The organism is Bdellovibrionales bacterium, from assembly GCA_016716765.1.
In the GTDB taxonomy this organism is placed as follows: Bacteria; Bdellovibrionota; Bdellovibrionia; order Bdellovibrionales; family UBA1609; genus JADJVA01.
The window spans coordinates 1-14,398 of record JADJVA010000017.1; the positions used below are offsets into that span (position 1 = coordinate 1).

The 14,398-nt window shown below is 48.7% G+C and carries 15 protein-coding genes and 2 pseudogenes; 7 read left to right on the forward strand and 10 right to left on the reverse strand.

Translation table 11 applies throughout. The annotated features are described in order from the left end of the window. Window positions 1-52: 52 nt before the first annotated feature. The 4 genes from IPL83_08555 to IPL83_08570 all read right to left on the reverse strand — a co-directional run bounded on the left by IPL83_08555 (window position 53) and on the right by IPL83_08570 (window position 1,822). Entirely contained in the window at window positions 53-565 is a 513-nt protein-coding gene (locus tag IPL83_08555) for a hypothetical protein (protein ID MBK9039198.1), read from the reverse strand. Window positions 566-582: 17 nt separating this feature from the next. Continuing rightward, a complete protein-coding gene (locus IPL83_08560) occupies window positions 583-777 on the reverse strand; it encodes a hypothetical protein (GenBank protein MBK9039199.1) in 195 nt (64 codons plus the stop codon). A gap of 76 nt (window positions 778-853) precedes the next feature. Further along, on the reverse strand, window positions 854-1,363 hold the full coding sequence (locus IPL83_08565; protein ID MBK9039200.1) for an ImmA/IrrE family metallo-endopeptidase: 510 nt from the start codon (window positions 1,361-1,363) through the stop codon (window positions 854-856). 33 nt (window positions 1,364-1,396) lie between these two features. Beyond that, the gene (locus IPL83_08570; GenBank protein ID MBK9039201.1) at window positions 1,397-1,822 is read right to left on the reverse strand and encodes a helix-turn-helix domain-containing protein; all 426 of its coding nucleotides are present in this window, start codon (window positions 1,820-1,822) and stop codon (window positions 1,397-1,399) included. 392 nt (window positions 1,823-2,214) lie between these two features. Between IPL83_08570 and IPL83_08575 the strand changes: the two are divergent. From IPL83_08575 to IPL83_08590, 4 genes and pseudogenes are all read left to right on the forward strand, one after another. Then, window positions 2,215-3,698: pseudogene (locus tag IPL83_08575) on the forward strand (hypothetical protein). A 564-nt stretch (window positions 3,699-4,262) separates the two neighbouring features. Beyond that, window positions 4,263-4,532, forward strand: a complete 270-nt coding sequence (locus tag IPL83_08580; protein ID MBK9039202.1) for a hypothetical protein — start codon at window positions 4,263-4,265, stop codon at window positions 4,530-4,532. A gap of 141 nt (window positions 4,533-4,673) precedes the next feature. After that, entirely contained in the window at window positions 4,674-4,934 is a 261-nt protein-coding gene (locus tag IPL83_08585; GenBank protein ID MBK9039203.1) for a hypothetical protein, read from the forward strand. A 388-nt stretch (window positions 4,935-5,322) separates the two neighbouring features. Next, window positions 5,323-5,775, forward strand: coding sequence for a hypothetical protein (locus tag IPL83_08590; protein ID MBK9039204.1), 453 nt, complete (start codon window positions 5,323-5,325; stop codon window positions 5,773-5,775). Window positions 5,776-6,080: 305 nt separating this feature from the next. On the opposite strand, the pseudogene IPL83_08595 reads toward IPL83_08590, so the two are convergent. Next, a pseudogene (locus IPL83_08595) lies at window positions 6,081-7,153 on the reverse strand (tyrosine-type recombinase/integrase). Window positions 7,154-7,358: 205 nt separating this feature from the next. Here IPL83_08595 and IPL83_08600 point away from each other — a divergent pair. The 3 genes from IPL83_08600 (at window position 7,359) to IPL83_08610 (ending at window position 9,735) form a co-directional block, all read left to right on the forward strand. Then, a complete protein-coding gene (locus tag IPL83_08600) occupies window positions 7,359-7,709 on the forward strand; it encodes a hypothetical protein (GenBank protein ID MBK9039205.1) in 351 nt (116 codons plus the stop codon). A gap of 1,215 nt (window positions 7,710-8,924) precedes the next feature. After that, entirely contained in the window at window positions 8,925-9,083 is a 159-nt protein-coding gene (locus IPL83_08605) for a hypothetical protein (protein MBK9039206.1), read from the forward strand. A gap of 493 nt (window positions 9,084-9,576) precedes the next feature. Continuing rightward, on the forward strand, window positions 9,577-9,735 hold the full coding sequence (locus IPL83_08610; protein MBK9039207.1) for a hypothetical protein: 159 nt from the start codon (window positions 9,577-9,579) through the stop codon (window positions 9,733-9,735). Window positions 9,736-10,086: 351 nt separating this feature from the next. On the opposite strand, the gene IPL83_08615 is transcribed toward IPL83_08610, so the two are convergent. From IPL83_08615 to IPL83_08635, 5 genes are all read right to left on the reverse strand, one after another. Then, the gene (locus tag IPL83_08615) at window positions 10,087-10,938 is read right to left on the reverse strand and encodes a hypothetical protein (protein ID MBK9039208.1); all 852 of its coding nucleotides are present in this window, start codon (window positions 10,936-10,938) and stop codon (window positions 10,087-10,089) included. Window positions 10,939-10,962: 24 nt separating this feature from the next. After that, window positions 10,963-11,502, reverse strand: coding sequence for a DUF499 domain-containing protein (locus IPL83_08620; protein ID MBK9039209.1), 540 nt, complete (start codon window positions 11,500-11,502; stop codon window positions 10,963-10,965). Next, a complete protein-coding gene (locus tag IPL83_08625) occupies window positions 11,432-11,884 on the reverse strand; it encodes a hypothetical protein (protein ID MBK9039210.1) in 453 nt (150 codons plus the stop codon). Before IPL83_08625 ends, IPL83_08620 begins: the two co-directional genes overlap by 71 nt. Before the next feature lie 240 nt (window positions 11,885-12,124). Beyond that, window positions 12,125-12,721 (reverse strand): hypothetical protein, encoded by a 597-nt coding sequence (locus IPL83_08630; protein ID MBK9039211.1) that lies wholly within the window; start codon window positions 12,719-12,721, stop codon window positions 12,125-12,127. Between the two features lie 5 nt (window positions 12,722-12,726). Further along, window positions 12,727-13,680, reverse strand: coding sequence for a hypothetical protein (locus IPL83_08635; protein ID MBK9039212.1), 954 nt, complete (start codon window positions 13,678-13,680; stop codon window positions 12,727-12,729). Window positions 13,681-14,398 lie beyond the last annotated feature (718 nt).

The window sequence follows — 14,398 nt, forward strand, 5'->3', positions numbered from 1 at the left end:
TCCGGGACGGACGCCCGACTAAGGAAAATACATAGACGTATCCGAAGGCCGACTAAAGTAGGTCACCAAATGAATGAATCTTGAGCTTAAATCTATAGGATGAAGCCCATTCATCTTTAATGGCGTCTGCTACATTCACAGTAATGACTCCAGTATTGATCATAGATACCATCAGGTCTTCAGTGGTGGCGATACTGATAGTAGGGCAGGAGAGACGAGCTTGCTTTATGGCTTTTTTGTCGTCAATCGCCAAGGTGTAACTGCGATGAAGAGCAACCGCGATACAGGCACATTCACCGTTGCCGAAGCTCTCAAGTGCGGTCAACTTGGCGAATGTTTCAACTTCTTCTGGATCAGTCACCGAAATTTCTTCAAGAATGCCTTGCTCTAATGCGTCTGTTAGGCGAGAAAATTGTTCTTGGTAGTGTTCTGTAATTTCTTGCCGTACATGATCTGTGATTAAAAAGCGGCACGAGTGCCGCTTGATCAAGTCCATACGGCCTATTGCAAGGAAGTTGATAAGCACCGAGGTATCAGCAATTACAATAGACGATGGACCTTCCACTAACAGCACTCCAGTAACTAATCTTCCTTAACGGCTTCAGCAAGCTCAATCAGCTTGCGCCCAGGTAATTCAAGCTTCTTGCTGAGATAAAGAAGCTTGCCCCGAGAAATCTCTTCCCGGCGATAAGCTTCAATGGCAAGGTGAACGATTTGACTCTTTAATTCGCGATCTTGCCGTTCTCTGCTTTCGGGCTTATCGAGATCATCCAACATCCTTAAGAATTCCAGAAATCCTTTCCCTTCCGATTCGCGCTCTAGCAGTTTGGCGCATTCTGCTGTGAAACCAGGTTCAGGCCCTTAGCCGGTAAGTAGTGGCTTGGTAGCTCACCCCGAAGTGATGAGCAAGCATTGCCGCATCCTGATGAGTAATGGCCTGAGAACCCGGAATAGGCCGAGTTTGAGTATCAATCCGCCCCTCCGTCGCTACGTCGAAAATCGTTTGTTCATATCGGCTAGGCAATCCTTTATCGAGAGAGCGGAGGAACTCCGTTACCCCTTCACCGGGCATCAGCAAAGCAGCGGCAAAAGCGTTCGCCCGTTTCTCAATCAGTTCGGAAGCATTATCGCGAGTCGAGACCGTCGCCGTGCGGATCCCGGTCGAGTAGGGCATGGGCGTACCATGCGCGTAGGAAAAGCGTTTGCGCCCCCTGAACATGGTCAAATTGACGAGGATCGCCATGCCGATGGAGGTATGGCGTAGAAACAGGCCGGACATTTCATCAGGCAAGTTGACACCAGAGGACCAGATTCTTTGATCCGAGATCAATTCTCCCATGTTGGCAATGGGCGTCTGACCCAAGCCAGCCGCTTCGCTTCTTGGAGAGCCACTTGCTCACCTTTGCCGAACGGCTTCACTGGCCGTTCGTGGCGCGGACAAGTTATAGGCGGGCGGGCCACTTCGCGGGGATCGGCCCAATAATTTTTCCAGCGAGCAACCTTCCCGACAGAGGCTCAGGCAGCGCTCTACCTGTTCTTTGATATCCGAACGGGTATCGAGGCCCGGAGCCAACCGATGCAGTGCGACCAGTAGATCATCCTCATGAAGAGGTTGTTCGCCAAAGAAATTGGCTACAGGCTGTTTGTACAACTCCGCAAGTTGGGCCAGTTCCAGGGTTGAAACGGCACGGTTGCCCGCCTCAAGTTGCGTGACCGCCGTTCGCGGTATGCCGATGGAATCAGCCGCAACTTGTTGACTCAATCCGCAGTTTTCCCTTGCTTCGCGCAGCCTCCTTCCGAGGGTGTTTGGGTTGAAGGACATGGCTTTTGCTCTCCTGGGCTTGGGCCTTGGGTTGCGATGACTTCGCTCCCTGAATTTGTTCTTTGATCCTATTATTGGCACGAAAGATCAAAAAAGGCAAAATAATACTTGTTTGTTCGATAATCATACTATAAAATAAGCTTTCGAGAATGATCGCAAATTAAAAATTTATATATGTTTCAAATAGATGAGGTGATTCTATGGCAAAGAAAAGCAACAGCGAAGTGACCAGTAAGAAAGCAGCTTCCGCAGCGGGTAGAGTTTTGAGCAATCCGAAGGCGAGCAAGGATGCGAAGAGCGCAGCCGGATCGGCCCTGACGCAGCGGCCCAGTCGCGGCAAGAAGTGAGGTGATGTTTAACGCATGAGCACTTCAGGTTTAGCTAAAGAGGGGATGGATGCTCGCATTTACTTTACAGACTTCTTTGAAGTTGCTCCCAAAGTCCTCGAAGATTATGGAGCATTCAATATCTCGCTTATCAATGATTTACCTCTATTTATTGACCCATTTCTCTTATTTGACAGTCATCAAACTGAATATAACGCGCTCCATGATCAGATTATTAAGTATGTTAAATTTTTACGTGACGTATCGAGAGACACGGCGATCAATAAAGGGTTAATTAACTCCTGGTTTCGCTTTCCAGAAGTAAGGCAAAACTGGCTTGGTTTTAGTCGCACTGGTAACAAAGGTAGCGGTCTTGGCGGTGATTTCGCATCTGCTCTTTGCAAAACTTGCATCATGTCTTTATGGACTTTGGTGCTGAGACGATCACTCGTGGTAGCCATCTGGAAAAGTTGTGTTTGCTTGGAGACGGTGTTGGTCGCGATCATTTAAGCGACTTCACCACTAATCTCATTAAGGGCTATCTTCTTAATTACACTCAAACATTTGCTCGTGAGCATATCAATTCCTCTCTGCTACGAGTCGTTCCATAGATAAAGTTAGTTTTGACTACACAACGAAAAGGTGGAGGGAGCGCAATACGAGCTTCCAGCTTTGGTCCGATTTCGTGCTTTAACACCTAAAGACATCCTAACGAAAGATGAGGCTTGGATTAATCGCAGTGATTCATTGGACCAATTCCAAACACTCCTATAATGCTGTGCCGAATGATCAGTTACGGGCGCAGGTTAATCACTATTTTCTTCAACGCCTTTCCGAAGATGCGAAAGATAAGGAAATCCGCGAGGCAGCAGCAGCTACGGTAGAGCAATTTCCCCAACTGATAGATTACTATATTAAAGACAAAGAGGACCACGGGGACGAGGCCCATGAAATTAGCGGATTGAAAGTCCGAGAAACTGAGTTTCAGTTCATCGAACAAATTAAATCACTTGTTGGCAACCATCTTGCCGGTACTGAATTTTAAAGATTAGGCGATAGCTTTGAGGAAGCTCTTCGTCGTGTACATTTTCTTAAAGATGTGATTGAGAAACAAGATGGTTACCGAATATTCTACATGGGAGGTAAGCCCATACAGCGTGAATCTGACCTGCAAATTATGTATCGTCTAACATGGTTTGCCACTCCATTTGATGTCAACCGTGAGGTCAATAATGGGCGTGGCCCAGTGGATTGCAAAGTGTCCAAAGGCAGTATGGATAAACTTTAGTGGAGTTCGCTAGCATCGAATTCAAAGTTGAAGCAAAATTTACAACATCAAGTTAGCATTTATGAAGCAGCGAATGACACAAAAATCGATTAAAGCAATACTTCATTTTACTGACAATGATCTTAAAAGATTACTGAAAGTCCTAAATGATTTAGGGCTTAATGGGCGGCGGGATGTGGTATTAATCGACGCATGTAGAGACAACAAACCATCTGCTTCTAATGCTAAATTTCTATCAATTTTAGTCAAAGCATCCATTTAGAAGGAGTTCTGATTTGCGCAAAACCCTAGCTGTATTCAATAGCAATGGTATCAATAGATATGGGATGGTTTTCACAATCGAAGCTCTTGCTTCTGCGCTCGAACAGAGCTGGGAGATAGGCGTGCCCTCTTTTTATAAGCTGCGACTGTCATCGTCCAATTGCTTGGTCAAAGGGTTGTCCTCTCCATCTTGAGTCTGGAATGGTGCGGCTAGCGGGAATTGTCTTCTTCCCAGATAGTGAAGAAGATAGAGTTGATATCAAAGGCCACCAAACACGCTCTGGGTCAACGGATCTCAGAATATTTTTCCAAATACCAAAGCTTAGAGAGAAAGATACCCGAAATCTTTTAGCGACTGCACAGCCTCATGTGGCTAGTTGTGCAGCGCTGATAGGGGACAACTTGGCGGCAAAATGCTTTCCAGATATTTTCTCTAGGCGAGATAAGGACGGGCTTATTGCGCTGTCAGAACTCAACCCAATTGCCCCAGGCGTCTTTGAACACGATGGACTGCTTGTATTTGCACATCATTTTCGTCGATCACTTTCCAGGCTGAACTCGTTGAATGAGTCGTTTTCTTAAAGTTCTTCAAGAGCTTAGTAGAAATCAGAAAATTCACGCTAAAATATCGCTCGATCCCGACATGGTGGGCTTGCCAAGTCATCTATCGACTATTGAACTCGAATATTGGTGGGGTCCAAAATTTGATGACAACTTATCAAAAATTCTCCAGGCGTTACAACTCTATAAAGCTAACGAACAAGAGCGCCTTTTTGCTTACAGAGCTCGCGAACTGAGATTTGGTGGCACCTTCAGAATCGAGGAAGACGCTTGAATGCGAAGAACTACGAGACATTCCGAGCTTTGGTAGGGATGGACAAGTTTGGTTGTCGCTATGTACACAGCATAATAGACCCATCGACTTCCGAACCCTTTCACTTGGATGGTGCGATCAGGCTATACGACGGAAGTATCGATGATAGAGCGGCTTGATAAAGATATTTCTAGATCGGGTCGGAATACAGATTACTCGAAGCTCTGGCGACTTGATGGTGCTTTAGACATAGAGTCATGGAAGAAGGCAATAACTCACTACTATAGAGACAACCCTCTCGTTGGAGATTACCTAGGAGGCGGGGAGGTGCAGAGTTATTACCACAAATCATCGAAACTCGTAGCAACTCGTATCATTCGCTCCAATATATTCCTTGCGAAATCAAAGAAGGAAGTGGCGTAAGAGTATCTGTTTCTTATCAGCCAGCGGCCAACTTTACTGAGCAGTCTTGCTATGTGATAAGCTTTGACTCTTTCTTGAGAGATACGACTCGAATCCAGTATATAGAATCAGACATGATTGAACTTTGCAAGTTCGTAGCAAGGAGGGGCGGCATGATAACGCTACCGCCTAATATAGCGCTAGTGGCGTTTGAAGACATGGTGAATAATTTCCGCTTTGCAGCACACAGGTCAGTTCGCAGTCCAATCTGCACAAAAGACATGCGGCCATCAAGGAGTTATGCGATATATGGGCGAAACGGCTGGATAATAGGATTGTAACGTATAACATAGGCATACAATATGAGCACAAAAACGTTTGTTTTTCGATTGCGGGCCATGTTAATGATTTGTCCTCATGGCATGCGAGTACGGCTAGCGAATTACCTGAAAGTGAAGAAGGATTCGGTATATGGTGTGATAGAGCAAATAAGTTCCTCTCTAGTAAATACCCGACTTCGCTGGACATTCCGCCTATCGGCAACTTACTGAAACAATCCGGATTGCTCGTTATGCAGCGGAAATTTCTCGATCCCAATACATACAAGCTCAGATATGACGATAAGTTGCAGGCATTAGTATGCGATTTTTGCATTAGCAAAGACCAAGCTGAACCTATTGCAGCCTTTAGAGATGGTCATTTAAAACTTGCCAATGCTTACTTGGTACAATATCTTCGTGTTCAAGATGCAAAAGTCTTTATGCATTATGTCGATGCTCCAAATACCTGGGAAGAAGAAGTCCAAGAGATAATGCAGAAGATAGATTTATTAGGACCCTTCTGGACGACACGTCCAGCTTAACGCTTGAACTAGATTTAGGTAATGGTTTGCGCAGGTTTAGAATTATCAGAACTCTCCTGAGGGCGGGTGCCGGCTGTCAGGCTTGCATGGGTAGTTCGCGGACCACAGCCGCTACGTACCCACCGCACACTAACCCCGCGCCTGGAGACCGACAGCAGCGATTCAAGTGTTGCAGAGGAGAGTTCCGGCTTGATGAAGTGTGATCATCACGGACCGGGTTTTCCACCAAAGGTGGCGTTACCATCAAGCTGGAAAGGCGTTGTCATCCGACAAACAGTATAGTCAGTAAACCCGCCATGCGGGTTTCAGTAATCCACCCGAAATGTCGGACTGTCTTCCGGCCGATTCTTCCGCTTATCGTAGAGGCGCGTGGTGGAGACATTGGCGTGCCCCAACCACTCCTGGACTTTGGCAATATCGGCGTTGTGCTCCAGGCATTCGTGGCCGCTGTCGCCCGCAACGAATGCACGCAGAAGCCGTGAACATCGGCGTTGATGCCGACCTGCTGGCCGTAGCGCCGGACTACTTCCTGATAGACCGAGGCCGGGTTGAGCGGCTTGTTCAGCGTTCCGGTCGAGTTGTTTTTTACCGGACGAAACAGCGGCCCCTGAAGGTCATCACCATGCCCGGCTACTTCCAGATACTCTTTGACGAGCCGCGCCGCTTTTGCCGCCACCGGCACGAAGCGGATCTTCTCGCCCTTGCCCTCAATCCGCAGATGGAGAACGCCTTCCCGCTGCTGGAGATCGCGCACCCGCAGCCTGCACAGTTCTTCCCGGCGCAGGCCATGATAGAGCAGCGTGGCCAGGATCGCCCGATCCCGCTGGCCCTTCAACGTATTGGCTGGAGGCGCATCCAGTAAGGCCCGTGCTTGGGCATCGCCCAGGGCCGGCGTCAGGCCCTCGTTGTTATTGGCCCCGGGACGCTTCACGCCGTCTACCGGATTGTGCGTGATCGCGTTCTGTTCGCAGAGATAATCAAACAGCGAGGAGAGCGCGGCGAGCTTGCGCCGGATGGTGGACGGCGCGAGTTCGCGCCGCTCCAAATCCTTGCGCCAAGCGATGAAGTGCGCACGAGTGACGATCCGAAACTCTTCCGGGCAAGCGATCCCGACGAAGGCGGTAAAGTCCGCCACGTCTTGGCGGTAGGCCCGGCGCGTTTTGGCGTTCGCGATGTTCGCGAACCATTCCAGTTCGGGCGGCACATCAGCGAGGCCCTGGAATTCCGCAGCGGTCAGGGCACGGACGGAGAGAGTTTCAGGTCCAGGGGTCACAGAACCCGGCAATGCGGCGGGTTCTATTCGGCCCGGCAGCGCCAAGGGCAATTCGCCCTGATGAGTAACGGGAATGGTCTTGGATTGGCGGGGTGTTTTGCTCATGGAATCACCCTACCCTTGGTTTTGTTTTTACGCAACATAAAATAGATTATCATGGGTAAACGGAGGGAAGGGGAGGAACTGTCATTAATTTATGACACTAAACTAAAAGCATCATTGGCTTAGCATTGCGCACCATCTTCAATTATGATGGAACAAGCTACGTACTTACCCATCATATGCCATAATTATAATATGGTTTTTGTCTTTGTTTGTCAGACGAAACAATGGGATTCCAAACTTGCTCGTTATGAATATAGAAGCTTTAGACTGGAGCGTTGTTATTGCTGGCTATTGGAATCAGGCTATCCTTACTCCTGCCGGTATAGCATACCGTCTTTTTAAGAAACCGAAAGATACTCCTGTGCAAGTAGAAATTCCACTTGATGGGATAGCTCCTTACCGAGTGAGAGATGGTTCAATTATAATTATGGCGCAGCCAAAAAGACTACATATAATTGCTGAGCCGCCTTGCTATGAAAACTTGAAAGAGCTTGCAAATAGCATCAGTAGCATTAACGGAGCTACCGGAAACTCCGATACAAGTGGCAGGTTTTAATATCATCTATCAAATAGAAGATATGCCAGAAATAATCTTAAAATATATTGCATCAGAAATAGACGAAGCCATATCCGATAGGAAATATCAGATCTCGACTGAGTTTTAAAGCGTTCTATAAACCCGCTTCAAGGAAATTAAATTTAGAAATTAAGATGTGATGAAAAAAGTCTGGGTGTAGTTTCGCTAAACTTCGAGAGGGAGTCAAATAACATTAAAGATCTAATTGAATGGGTCAATACGCCAATTGAAACCATAAAAAACACTACCCTGGACATATTTGAAAAAGTTTTAATGCTCCCTACGCAGGAGGCTCTCCATGAAAAGTCTAACTGAACACTTAGATAACAAATCGCTGCAATATACGCGCTGAAGTATCACCTCCAAGTAAAGTTGAGATTAATACAAAGTCTCAACGCGTTACCAGCAGGAAGGATGGTTGTAACTACGAGAACAAGTGGATTCATCGAACTTCGATATGCACCTAAGCAGCCTAAATAATACCAATGTTTGATTATTGGAATGATACATCTACAAGAAGATAGTGGCCCAGTCCATTGGACGTACGAGAAATTCACTTCGATTCGGATTTGCAGCAGGGTGATATTATAGAATCTACGGATAGTATTCGCGCCTTATGTGAACGAGTACATCCATATTTCTGTGATCCGAAATTTTTGGGATTTATGGTTATCACCCAATCCTGCGATTTGGTTAGACGCAAGAAAAATAACTGTAACGCACATTATATTAATTTCGCAGTAATACGATCTCGAAGAAATACTACCAACACTACTCGATTCTGTATGCACATCAACAGCCTCCCTTGCGTGTACTCAAATGAATCTAAAGACGAAGCAACCAAATTACTCTCAAGAGTTTTTAATCAAAACGAACAATCTCTAGGACTCTTCTACCTTCACCCAGACGAGCAGGCTGGAGTTGCAGTGCCATCAGTAGTTCTATTACGAGTAAGCGTTTCATTTCGGGCAGAACATTATGAAACCATTGCAAATGCTGGACGCGGCAGATTGAAACCAGAATTCAAAAGCAAACTAGGATGGCTTACAGGCAATCTTTTCTCTCGCGTAGGCACTACAGATTGGCATGAATCTTCGGAGCGGAAAAAGGAGCATGATAAGTTAATCGGAATAATTTATGGGTTCTTGACGAGAGTCAAAATCAGAGAAATCTCCTGTATGGGGTTAAAAAAACATGGGTAGATACTGCGAAAACGCTGGAGAGGTTATTGATCAACTTAAGAAAGATGAAATCATTTCTACTATTGCTAAATATGCACCTCCAAATCCAAAAGAAGACATAGTTAAAGCTGTAAAAGATAAACATAAAGAAAGTACTCCCAGATATAGATGATGAGACTATTACAAAGCTTGAGAATCGATTATTAAATGACGGCAAAATAAGCGCTGCTCTAAAACGAGCTAGACTTAATATTGGTTAGCTCACATCCTCACCCAACCCCAACTCTCTCAGAGCGCTCTTGATATCTTCAATCTTTGCCGAAGCGCTTCCTCTCCGCAGGCGCTTCCAAGCTGACATGCAGCATCAACCCCGGTGAATTCGCGAGCTTGGTAATGACCTTGGTATAGAAGTTCATCCATTTCGAGACGGGATCGTCCCCACCTCCATTGATTTTCTTTTCGGCATAGCCGGCGTGGGATGCTCTTCCCTCTTGTTTTGTTCACCACCACCAGAAGTCGTATGGGCAGCGGTCACCGGTTGCTTGACCCGCACCTTGGTTTCCGCTTGCAGGCCATCCACTTCCACAGTCACCAGGTAGAGGCGGGCGTGTCGCTGGACTTGAAACTGCCATCGTTCCCCATTGTGCAATCAGGAGCCGACCAGGTTGCATTTTCCACCGGCAGCCTTGCCCGTATTGGTCAAGGCCGCTCACCTTGAAGGTGACGTGTTCACGAAGGCCAATGTCGATGCTACTAGGCTGAAGGATCAGTTTCTCCGCGCGGCGGTTCCAGGAGCCGTTCGGCGTCTTGGGCGCGGAGGATAAAGAGATCATCGCTGATTTCCACTTCCTGTTCGAGCAGGCTTTCCCGAAGCGATCCAGTTGCAGTTTGCCCGCAGCATCCCGGCTGGCGTAGCCAAAGAGTTTAGAGGTCACGCCATCGGCGATGGTGCGCTTGATGGAATCCGGCATCCAGCAAGCGGGTAAGGCCGAGAGGCAAAGAAGGCATCCCGCACCGCTTTGGTAGACCACCTGTCAGTGCAGGCGGCCAGAGCCGAATGAGTTTGTTAGGACCGACCGAGGCGGTAATTTCGTCATCCTTGACCAGGGTGTTGATGACCAGATCGCAGAGCGACGGGGCCATGCTCGAGGTGATTTGACCGAGGTCGAGACTCTTCACCGTGTTGTCTTTGCCGAGCAGGAACACATGGCGGTAGGCTCGCCAGATGGATTCCTTGAGATCGGCCTTGGCGCGACCCAGGCTTTGGCTGAGCGAGCGGCGTTGCGCTCTTCCAGTTGCCGAGCGGTATCTTCATCCGCTTCAATGTCTTCCCAGGCCAGCATATTCCGGGCGGCTTCGATGATGCTGCTTGCATAATCGGGAGCGACAAAGAGCAGCCCGGACTTATAGGTCCGGCCCGCTGTGCCACACTCCCGCAGGATACTTTCAATCAGGGCTTTGGTTGTCGATTCTTGGGCTTGATGCTCCAAGCCCAGCACGACCAGCGCCAATTGCGGGCGGTCGGGAACATCGTTCGACTTGGCCGGGAAGCAACGCCGATCCACTGCTTTACTCCACAGCTTGAACAGATCGAGCGTGGTTTGCTGAATTCGCGCTTCAATCTCCTGATCCTTCACCGCGCCCCGGCGCGTGACCAGCATTTGATTGAGGTTGGGGCGCAGGCCAAACCGATAGCGGTTGCGATCCCAGTTCAGGTAAAAGCAGTTCGCGGTGAGTCCTTCCAATACGGTTTCCACGTCGGCCAGGTTGGTTTCGGGATTACCGATAGCGGCGCGGATTTCTGGAACCGAGGCTTCCATGCGGGTTTGACTTTGCTCCGCCGTTACTCTCGAAGAAGATCGCGTGGCGACCCGCTGATGGAGGCGCGTTTTGATCGCGTCTATCGCTTCCCGGTCCAGGCGGACGGCGTGAGCGTCTTTCTTCCCGACAATATCCGTAGTGACGGGGATGGAGAGTTGATCGGAACCCAGTTGCTCAAACAGGGCGTCGCGGAAAGTTTGATTCACAAGGGGAGCGGAAACCCAGGGTGATCAGCGGTTCCCGTGAATTTTTCTGGTGTTCTTATGGTAGGCCCGCGCGACCCAGAGAGCCAGCAGGCGCAAAATCCCGCGCGTGCGTTGAAAGCGCGGCAGACTTTGCCATTTGCGCTGAAACACGGAAATCAGCGACGGGTGAAACGGGTAGCAGGCGAGGAACAGTTCTTCCGGTGATTCCCCGCCCAGATTGGCGAGTTCGGTTTGGTGATCGTGCGCCCAGGCCCCGTATTCCGCAGCCGCTTGTTTGCCGTCTTGAGGCAAGCCATACCAATCAAACAGGCGGCGGCGGATGATCCCGGTGACTTCGGTTCCCGAAGACATGCTAATGGCTTTGCCCACCCGATCCAGCAGCTTCTTATAGGAATCGTAGTCGCGTTGATCTTCGGGATTCATTTCCAACTCGGAGGCCGGAATGGAGACGCAAAGGACCAGGTTATCGCGGGCGCGGGCTTCTTCGGAGAGGTTATGAAGGAAATCGTAGAGTTGGGAGGCCAGCCCCGTGCGGCGCGCGAGAGAGACGTAGTTCAGCATCATCCATGAGGATGACCGCAGGGCCACTAGGCAACATGCGCCGCAAGGTGTCTCCCGCTGGAGCAATGCCCTGTTCATCATGTTGGGCGACCGCTGCAAAGGTTTGTTCGCAGCCCAATTGCCAGGCGATCTCCCCCCAGGGGGTTTTCCGGCGCGGTTCCCCTTCCCCACCCCGCCCATCAACAACGTCAAACTCTGTTCCGACAAAAACCGCCACCGCCGCTTGCGGGATTTCCTTCACTTGAGCACGGGTGAGGATGCTCTCGACGCCTTTCCAGTTCCGCGCCCCGTGACCGCTTTTGGCGAGGTGATAGAGCGCGGTCAGCGAGTGGGTTTTCCCCCCGCCGAACTGCGTCGCCATGTTGAACACCGCCGAGGTTTCCACCCTTGATTCCTGAAAGGCGACGAACCACTTGCGAGGAGAGATTTGAGCAAGCTTGAGTCAGGTAGGTTCGCTCAAAGAATCGTGCGGGATCAAGGTAGTCCGGGTGAGCGCGTTGTTCGCGGATATGATCGAGGTGAACGGCGAATTCAGACGCATCCAGCGGGCGGTTATCGCGCAGGTCTTCACGCGGAACGACGACTTGATACCAGGGCTTCAGGTGTGCTCATTCTTGTTCTCTCCTTAAAAACCGAGTCCTTTACGTGCGAGTACGCCATCCACTCCAGCGTTTTTCATCGCTTCCCCCGGATAGAGCGCCGTGAGCGATTGGGCGAGCTTCCAGAAGCGGGCATCGTTGCCAATCCCTTCTTCCACCAGGAAGCGTTTCATCGCTTCCCGCGCCCCGCAGCAACAATACCATCGCTTGATGAAGGCGATCCAAAACCGTGATTCCCGGCTTGGGGCCTTGCACGTCGCCCCATTCAGTTTGTGCGGCGGATTCGGCGGTTTGGAGTTCAGCAAAAAGTGATTGCTGGACGGGTACTTCTTCTTTCGGGGAGCTTTACCCGTGGCCGTGGTTTCCGCATCCTTGCCGAACAGATACTTCACCCGTTCCGCTACCGAGAGCAGTTTGGCGGTATCGCCTTTGACTTCCACGACCGAAGGTGACTTTTCCAGATGCACCCCAAGACCTTGGGCGATCTTGTGAGCGGCATCAAATTCCAGGGTAAAGCCACTCACCTTAGCCGCCTTGCCAGAATCTTCATCGGAATCTTCTTCGGATTCTTCCGAATCATCGGCACTCGCATTGCTACTTGCACCCAGCGTCCAGAGCCACATGGCGGTTAGCCGGGCGTCCGGGTTTCCAGGCCCGCCGTATCCGGGTCTTTGAAAATCATCGAGAGGGCTTCTTGGGAGACGGCAGCCCAGACGTGTTCAAGGTATTCACCGAGAGTCACAGCTTCCCCGCTGGATTTTTCTACCCGGCTATAGCGACTGAAAACTTCCAGGGCAGGACCGAGACAGGCAAAGATCGCGTCAGCACCGACAACGCCCTCTTCGGCGAGACGTGGCATCCATTCATGGATACGCTTGGGAAGTGCAGCAAGAACATCACGCCAGTCCCCGATAAGTTCTTTGAGAGAACCATCGGGATTTTCACGTGGACGGTAGACAAGATGAACAGAGGAAGCAAGGACAGCAGAATCTTGAGCACGAAGGCGGCTAGCCATTTCCGTGTCTATAGGCCACGAAGCAGATACTATCCAACCTGACTCAATCAAAGCTGTAAGCATCGCCTCCCAACCCGACGTGGATTTATTAGCAAATACAACCACACCTATTCCATTCGATTTTGTGTAACGGCGTCCTTCTGAGGTTGCAATACTCATCATTCGCTCGAAAAATTTTCGGTCTTTATGACGATACATTGCTGCTCTATGAGCAAGAGTTACACATTCATCAGTCTTTGGAGAAAGTGGTTCATTTAAAAGATCAGGATGAACAACAATAAGCATGCGGCGAAGCCAAACATAAAAAAAGTCTGACAAATCAGCATATGGAATAGCATCGTAATAGGGAGGATCTGTTATAAACGCATCCACAATATCATCTGGTAGTGGGTGATTTGTCGCTGAAGACTGTTGAACTGTACCAGTTTTTGAAAGGACACCACTAAGGCTTTCTAGTACAACGCAAAAAGCATCTACATATTGTCCAAAATCTCCAGTGCTACCACTAAATGGATAGGCTTCTGCAAAAAAAAAAATCCCACACCATTGGAATAGCTTGCCTACCAAACATATCTACCAAAGTTTCACCAGTCGGCTTCCAGCGGCAGCATGATGAATTATATTGTGCTACCTTGCCAATTGCTAAAGCAAGACATGTCGCTACTGCCCCAGAAAACTCCGGATCAATTTGCGCTAATTTTTCTTGTTCCTCTTTTACAAGATTAGTTAATGTTGTCATTAACAGTGCTTGACGTGGACTAAAAAGATCACCCCAAACACGCATCCCATATAGAACTACATTAAAAAATCCCCTGAGATGATTTAATTCTTCTTTTGGAATAGATCGAACACCATTTTCTATCTTATCTTTTCAATTAAATACTCCGTTTTTGCTTATTAAATTGCTTAATCTCATCTTCGTTCGGAGAACGATAAAATTTACCACTCTCTCCTTTTTTATTAACCACTACAGCAATAAGCTTAGCATCAGCACCCCCCCCTGTTTTGCTGACAATTGATTTCTAATACGTTCAACAGGTGTTGTGTAACCACAAACTGGGCAAGTAGCAGATCCCTTTTTAGATGTTCCTAGCCCAACTATATCACCTGATTTTAAATTCCGTACTTCTACATCAACTTCTCTTGTCTCTATGTTCTTATTAAGAAAATAAGCAACAGGTTTTTCATTTTTTTGGCGAAGCCAAAGAGACTTTAATAATGGAATACTATAACCGCAAGTTGGTCCCTCACATATAACGGTTCGCGCCCAAAAATACGAGTCGCT